The following is a 6,365-nucleotide window of genomic DNA, read 5'->3' on the forward strand; positions in this document are numbered from 1 at the left end:
ATTAGAAAGTTTGAGCAGCCTGACGAAATGGGCGCCTATGATCGGTACGAGTTAAAGCTTGGAAAAAAGACGTCAGCCCGTACGTCAGCACTCGTCAAAGAGTGGGCAGACATGGTGCTATTCATCAACTATAAAACTTTTAGCGTGGCGACAGACGACAAGGGAACGAAGCACAAGGCGCAAGGTGGTGCACGTACTGTTTACGCCACACATAAGCCGACTTGGGATGCAAAGAACCGTCACGGATTGCCTGAAGAGTTTCCACTAGATTATGCCGTACTCGCACCTATTTTTAATAAAACGCCTGACGCTGTAGAGCCGACAATGACTGCGGCACAACCACAAGCTCAGACAGCAGAACCTGTACAAGAAACATCAAAACAGGAAATAGGGTCATCACAATTATCTTTTAACGATCAGCTTAACTCAGCGATACCGAAGCCACTGCGTGATCTGATGATTACTAACCAGGTGTCAGAAGAAGAAATTCAAGTCATTGTCGCCCAAAAAGGATACTACCCACAAGATACACCAATCACGAATTATGATTCTGGATTCGTTAGCGGCGTTCTCGTAGGAGCATGGGATCAGGTATTTGGAGCCATTCAGGAATTTCGTAAGACTTTACCATTTGAATAAATTAGGAGTGATTAAATATGGCAGATCATGAGCTTCAATGGGATTCCGAAATTGAAAAGGACGGCGGTGAATTTATCGTCCTTCCGGCAGGAGAATACGACTTTACAGTGACGAAGTTTGAGCGCGGACGTTTTGCAGGAAGTGATAAGCTTCCGGCATGCAATCAGGCAAAGCTAACGCTGACGATACACTCTCCACAAGGTGACGTTGATGTTTTCGATAACCTGTATCTTCATACGATAACAGAAGGACTGCTGTCCAACTTCTTCGCAGGTATCGGTCAGAAGAAAAAAGGAGAAAAGCTGCGTATGAACTGGGGAACAGTAGTCGGTGCCACGGGGCGTGTGAAACTCGAAGTCCATGAATGGACGGGAAATGACGGACAACCCAAGAAAAACAACCAGGTTAAGACGTTCATTCCGGCAGACGAAGTTAAACAACCAGGATATACAACGCCCTTTCCAACACAGGGCAGCGGATTCACACCAGGTCAATTTTAATTGAACAGGGGAGGTTTAATGACCTCTCTATTTTTATACAAAAAAGGATGATTGATAAATGGGACGACTTGAAGAAATTAAACAAAGATCTAGCAAAATACCATTCGGCAGAATTGTTGTCAATATAAGAGATTATCATTGGCTCCTTGACCAAGCAAGAGAGAAATGCATGACTTTTACAAAGTATCAGCAACTAGCAAGCCGTACAGCAAAAAAACATGATGAAGAACTTATCAATTATGGACTTGGCTTATCAGCAGAAGCTGGCGAAGTCGCTGACTTAATTAAAAAGTTCCGCTTTCATGGACATAAAATTTATGAAGACGATATCAAAAAAGAACTCGGTGACGTCCTTTGGTACGCTTCTCAAGTTGCTAGAGTTGCGGGGATTGATCTTGGAGATGTGGCTGAATCAAACATTGCCAAACTCAAGAAACGTTATCCTCATGGCTTTAGTAGCGAGGACAGCATAAAACGGGTTGATGTGAAGGATGATGACTGATATGAGAGTAGCTGAATGCGATATTTGCAAACATAAATTTATGACCATTGAATCTGTAAGGGCCCATATAAAAGAAAAACATCCTCGCGAAGCTCAAATGGCCAGAATAAATTTTGTAGACATAAATGCTATTCATACGGGGCTAATGAAAACGGATATCAGCGCACCATCTTATTACACCAGTGGAAGTATAGAAACCTGGGACTTCATTATCGATAAACATCTAGACTTCCTCGAGGGAAACATTGTGAAGTATGTCGTCCGCTGGAAGGAAAAGAACGGTGTCGAGGATCTTAAAAAGGCACGTGTGTACCTAGATAAATTAATCAAGGAGGCGGAGAAAGTGGGTGACGGATCATGATCTTCTATCAGATTTTATTAATCCTGCTTGCCATAGCCGGAGCGATTGGTAGCTGGACAGAGCGAAGAGATTGGTTTCTTGAGTCCATATTTATTCTTCTGCTTGTTGGATCATTATCTGCTCTGCTGCTCACGTTTCCTGAAGTTGTGTACTAAAGGAGCGAAGTGATGTGGAAAATCCTGCGATCAAGATGCGGAAGGACCGAGAGCAGCAAAACTTGGAGCTCATCCGCAGATACCAAAAAGGCCAAGAGGATACTAGAAACGAAATTATCAAATTAAATATGCCTTTTGTTTACTACTGTGTAAGAAAGTTCAAACCAAAGGATCTTGAATATGACGATGCGGTTAGCCTAGCACTTTTTGCTTTTAGCAAAGCCATCGATCACTTTGATGAATCAAAAGGAGCTAGACTACCTACGTTTTTATCCACTGTTATTAGAAACGAATTGCTGATGGAAAATAGAAAAATTAAACGTAGACCGTGGGAAATCAGTATTGACCAGCCAATTCTGAAAAACGAAGACGGTGACAAGTTATTTTTAATCGATACAATTGCTGCGCCAAAACACGAGTATGTTGATCGAGAAGCGGTATCAACGGTAACTGAATCTGTCTTGAAAAAGTTCAAGGAGCCAGCTAGGCAAATAATTATTGACTATCTAAAAGACGAACCAAATCAAGAAGATCAGGCTAAAAAATACGGCCTCTCACAAAGTTACATCTCGCGTATTATTGCTAATTTTTTCAAACTACTAAAACAGGAAGCTGAGCGGCAGGGATGCCGCGAAAAGGAGGAATATGAAATGCCAGCTAAAGCTCTTATGTCCGTAACGGACTGCGCCGCATACCTCAATCACGGATTGACCAACGATGAAATAGCTAAAGAGATCAATGCCACAACAGATCAGGTCGAAAATTTCAGACGTAATCATAAATGGAAAATTGAGAAACTGGTCAAAAAACAGCCAAAAACAGCTGAAAAAGGGCCAAAAAGAGAAGAAATTGAAGACCCCAGAATACCAGTTTTAGAAAACAATATGGACACGGTAATAAAAACTAATGCACGGCTGAAAAATCAACTTAATGATGCTGAAAAACAGATTGCGGCACTAATCAAAGATAAAAAGGATTTGCTTGACTCGACGCAGGGACTGGCGGCGACAAAGCGACAGGTTGAAGCGCTGCTGGAAGATAAAAAAGACCTTCTTAAATCAATACGAGAACAAGCGGGAGGGATCCAGAAACTGAGAGATAAAAATGAGTCTCTGACTGACGACAATGCAGAACAAACTGAACTAACTAATCAGGCTTATAAAGAAATCGACCAGGTAAAACAGCAGCTTGGTGAAATACAGCAGTCTGCTGATCATTATCAGAAGCTTTATCTAGTCACATACGACAACCTACAAAAGTTGGATAGGAAACTTAAAGCCGCCAAACAGTATATCCACGCACTGACCGCAAGCGAGTAATCGCCTATGGACGCGCGGAAAAAACAACGCCTGATCGTGCAAGACTTACTGGATCGATGCAATGGCTGCCCACTCCAAGCTGATCAGCGCGGCGAGCATCCCGATCAAATCCATGGTGGCTGCCCTTTGTACACTGAAATACGCGAAGCTGGTAAAGCCCTCGATGCGCTGCAAAAGCCGGAAGAACCGAAGCTAACGCCTGAAAAATATTATGCGCTGAAACAGAAAGGTTGGAAGGATCAAGAAATCAACAAAAAGCTGCATATGAGCGTTTATAACTGGAAATTGAAAATAGGCATGATCCACAAACGACGCAGTTGACAGCTAAAACGAAATAAAAGGAGAGATTGGAATGTGGGTAGTATTTGATTCTGACAATCAAATTGTCATCATTACGGATAAAAAAGAAGAAGCCGTTGCCGCTTATGAGGACGAAAAAGCGCAATGGCGAAAAGTAATCGGCGGCGATGAATTAGGCGATAACGAAATGGAAGCACACGTTATTTTAGCAAAAATAGAAAGACATTTTTATCTCGCACCGATTGGCGAAAACATTGCTGATTTCAAAGAAAAAACCTATTAATTCGCAGTACGACACTACCACGAAGGAGACCAAAAATGACTGAGTACACTGAGTTGCAAATTATGAAGCATGCTCTGAAATATTACATGATGCGCCCAGACGCGGAGAAAAAGGACATCGAACGAGAGCAGCACCTGCTGGACAATATCGATTCAAGAGTTGCTTTATTAAAAGAAGAATACCGAATTGGCTGAAAGGATTGATAGTAATGCGAACGTATACTGACCATTGCGATTTATGCGAAAAAGAAGCGAATACACCCAATCATGTAAAAGTGAGTTGGTATATGGGTGGCGTGATCGATTACAATTTTGACATTTGCAATGAATGTTTTAAAAAGCTTAACAATGGCGTTGGGTTAGATAGATCCTTATCTTTCAAGCGACTTTTAGAATGGCTTATGGCGGGCAAAGTCAAGCACTTTAGGAAACAGTAGGTGAGCAATGATTGAAGAAAGGAGCAAAACGATGAAGCTACGACCTTATCAACAAGAATCGCGCGTTGCTGTTGAAAATGAATGGGATAAAGGGATCAAACGAACGCTGCTTGTTTTGCCAACCGGATGCGGAAAAACAATAGTATTTTCCAAGGTGATTGAAGATCGCGTCAAGTTGGGCGAGCGTGTACTTGTCCTAGCACATCGGGGTGAGCTGCTTGACCAGGCAGCGGATAAGCTAGCCAAGTCAACAGGACTCAAATGTGCGACGGAGAAGGCAGAGCAAACGTCCATAGGGAGCTGGTTTCGCGTCGTGGTTGGCAGCGTTCAAACGCTAATGCGCGAGAAACGGTTGAACAGATTCAGCGATGACTTTTTCGATACCATCATTATCGACGAAGCCCATCACTGCATCTCTGAAGGATATCAGCGTGTCTTGCAATACTTTGAACAGGCACATGTTCTGGGCGTCACGGCGACTCCTGACCGTGGCGATATGAAGGATCTGGGCGCTTACTTTGAAAGCTTGGCTTATGAGTACACGCTTCCCAAAGCAATTAAAGAAGGCTATCTGTCACCGATTAAGGCACTAACGATACCGTTGAAGCTGGACATCACCTCTGTCGGCCAACAATCAGGAGATTTTAAAACAAGCGACTTGGGAACAGCACTAGATCCTTATCTGGAACAGATTGCCGCTGAAATGTGGAAAGTAGCCAAAGACCGAAAAATTGTTGTATTTCTTCCTCTGGTAAAGACCAGTCAGAAGTTTACGGAGTTGCTTAATCAAGTCGGATTTAAGGCGGCAGAAGTCAACGGCGAGTCACAGGATCGTGCAGAAATTTTGCAAGATTTCCAGGACGGAAAATACAACGTCCTATGCAACTCCATGCTGCTTACAGAAGGATGGGATTGCCCATCGGTCGATTGCATTGTCGTTCTGCGGCCGACTAAGGTACGTGGATTATATAGCCAGATGGTGGGGCGTGGTACCCGACTATTTCCTGGAAAGAATGAATTATTGCTACTAGATTTTCTGTGGCTTACGGAGCGGCATGAGCTATGCCATCCGGCACATCTAATTGCTCAAAGCGACGAAGTAGCTCAGGCCATGACTAAAAATATTGAAGAAGCAGGTGCACCTGTTGATTTAGAGGCAGCCGAGAAACAAGCTGCTGAGGATGTCGTCGCTCAGCGTGAGGAAGCATTGGCGAAGCAACTGGCCGAGATGAAACGGCGTAAACGTAAGCTGGTCGATCCGTTGCAGTTTGAAATGTCTATTCAGGCAGAAGATTTATCAAGTTATGTCCCATCATTTGGACATGAACTCGAGCCACCGACCGACAAACAAAAAAAGACGCTTGAAAAATTGGGCATCTTTCCTGATGAAGTAGATAACGCAGGTAAAGCATCCTTGCTTCTTGATCGCCTGGACAAGCGTAAGTCGGCCGGACTTACGACTCCTAAGCAGATTCGCTTTCTCGAGGGACGTGGCTTTCAGCACGTTGGCACATGGCCGTTTGACGGTGCACGTAAGATAATTGACCGAATTGCGGCGAGTGGATGGCATACGCCGTCAGACATTAATCCTGCTGAATACAAACCGGAAGGGTGAATGAGCAATGAGTCTGCACAATTATCTGTTATTCAAGTTTATCAGTGAGATTGTGGGTACCGGTATTTTCCTTGGAATTATCATCACTCTTGCGGTTGTGGCTTTAGTACAAAAATTAAAAGGAAAATGATAGCCTATGGAAACGAAAAATAAAGTCGACATCATCAAGCTACTGGACTACATCGACCCGTCAACACTTGACTATCAAGAATGGGTTGACGTCGGCATGGCGCTTAAGTCGGAAGGATATACAGC

12 protein-coding genes are annotated in these 6,365 nt (G+C 43.5%); all 12 read left to right on the forward strand.

Annotated elements, in window-relative coordinates; translation table 11 throughout:
- Positions 1-639, forward strand: a 639-nt coding sequence (locus tag E4665_RS17700) for an AAA family ATPase (RefSeq protein ID WP_167815250.1), incomplete at its 5' end; no start/stop codon positions are given.
- Positions 640-656: 17 nt separating this feature from the next.
- A complete protein-coding gene (locus E4665_RS17705) occupies positions 657-1,139 on the forward strand; it encodes a hypothetical protein (protein ID WP_135350130.1) in 483 nt (160 codons plus the stop codon).
- Positions 1,140-1,308: 169 nt separating this feature from the next.
- Positions 1,309-1,641, forward strand: a complete 333-nt coding sequence (locus E4665_RS17710; RefSeq protein WP_135350136.1) for a nucleoside triphosphate pyrophosphohydrolase family protein — start codon at positions 1,309-1,311, stop codon at positions 1,639-1,641.
- Position 1,642: 1 nt separating this feature from the next.
- Entirely contained in the window at positions 1,643-2,002 is a 360-nt protein-coding gene (locus E4665_RS18610; RefSeq protein ID WP_241654964.1) for a DUF3310 domain-containing protein, read from the forward strand.
- Positions 1,999-2,157 (forward strand): hypothetical protein, encoded by a 159-nt coding sequence (locus E4665_RS18280; protein ID WP_167815251.1) that lies wholly within the window; start codon positions 1,999-2,001, stop codon positions 2,155-2,157. The genes E4665_RS18610 and E4665_RS18280 overlap by 4 nt, the downstream gene beginning before the upstream one ends.
- Before the next feature lie 14 nt (positions 2,158-2,171).
- Positions 2,172-3,476: a sigma-70 family RNA polymerase sigma factor gene (locus E4665_RS17720; protein ID WP_135350131.1), complete on the forward strand. Its 1,305-nt coding sequence runs from the start codon at positions 2,172-2,174 to the stop codon at positions 3,474-3,476.
- A 6-nt stretch (positions 3,477-3,482) separates the two neighbouring features.
- The gene (locus E4665_RS17725; protein WP_135350132.1) at positions 3,483-3,797 is read left to right on the forward strand and encodes a hypothetical protein; all 315 of its coding nucleotides are present in this window, start codon (positions 3,483-3,485) and stop codon (positions 3,795-3,797) included.
- Between the two features lie 31 nt (positions 3,798-3,828).
- The gene (locus E4665_RS17730; protein WP_135350133.1) at positions 3,829-4,059 is read left to right on the forward strand and encodes a hypothetical protein; all 231 of its coding nucleotides are present in this window, start codon (positions 3,829-3,831) and stop codon (positions 4,057-4,059) included.
- A gap of 35 nt (positions 4,060-4,094) precedes the next feature.
- Complete coding sequence (locus E4665_RS18285) at positions 4,095-4,253, forward strand: hypothetical protein (RefSeq protein WP_167815252.1); 159 nt, start codon at positions 4,095-4,097, stop codon at positions 4,251-4,253.
- A gap of 273 nt (positions 4,254-4,526) precedes the next feature.
- Positions 4,527-6,110, forward strand: coding sequence for a DEAD/DEAH box helicase (locus E4665_RS17735; protein ID WP_135350134.1), 1,584 nt, complete (start codon positions 4,527-4,529; stop codon positions 6,108-6,110).
- A 7-nt stretch (positions 6,111-6,117) separates the two neighbouring features.
- The gene (locus tag E4665_RS18720) at positions 6,118-6,240 is read left to right on the forward strand and encodes a hypothetical protein (protein WP_277752234.1); all 123 of its coding nucleotides are present in this window, start codon (positions 6,118-6,120) and stop codon (positions 6,238-6,240) included.
- A gap of 6 nt (positions 6,241-6,246) precedes the next feature.
- Positions 6,247-6,365 (forward strand): PriCT-2 domain-containing protein (locus tag E4665_RS18875; RefSeq protein WP_135350135.1); only part of this gene is annotated, 119 nt, incomplete at its 3' end.

The organism is Sporolactobacillus shoreae (assembly GCF_004684935.1).
GTDB classification, from domain to species: Bacteria; Bacillota; Bacilli; order Bacillales; family Sporolactobacillaceae; genus Sporolactobacillus; species Sporolactobacillus shoreae.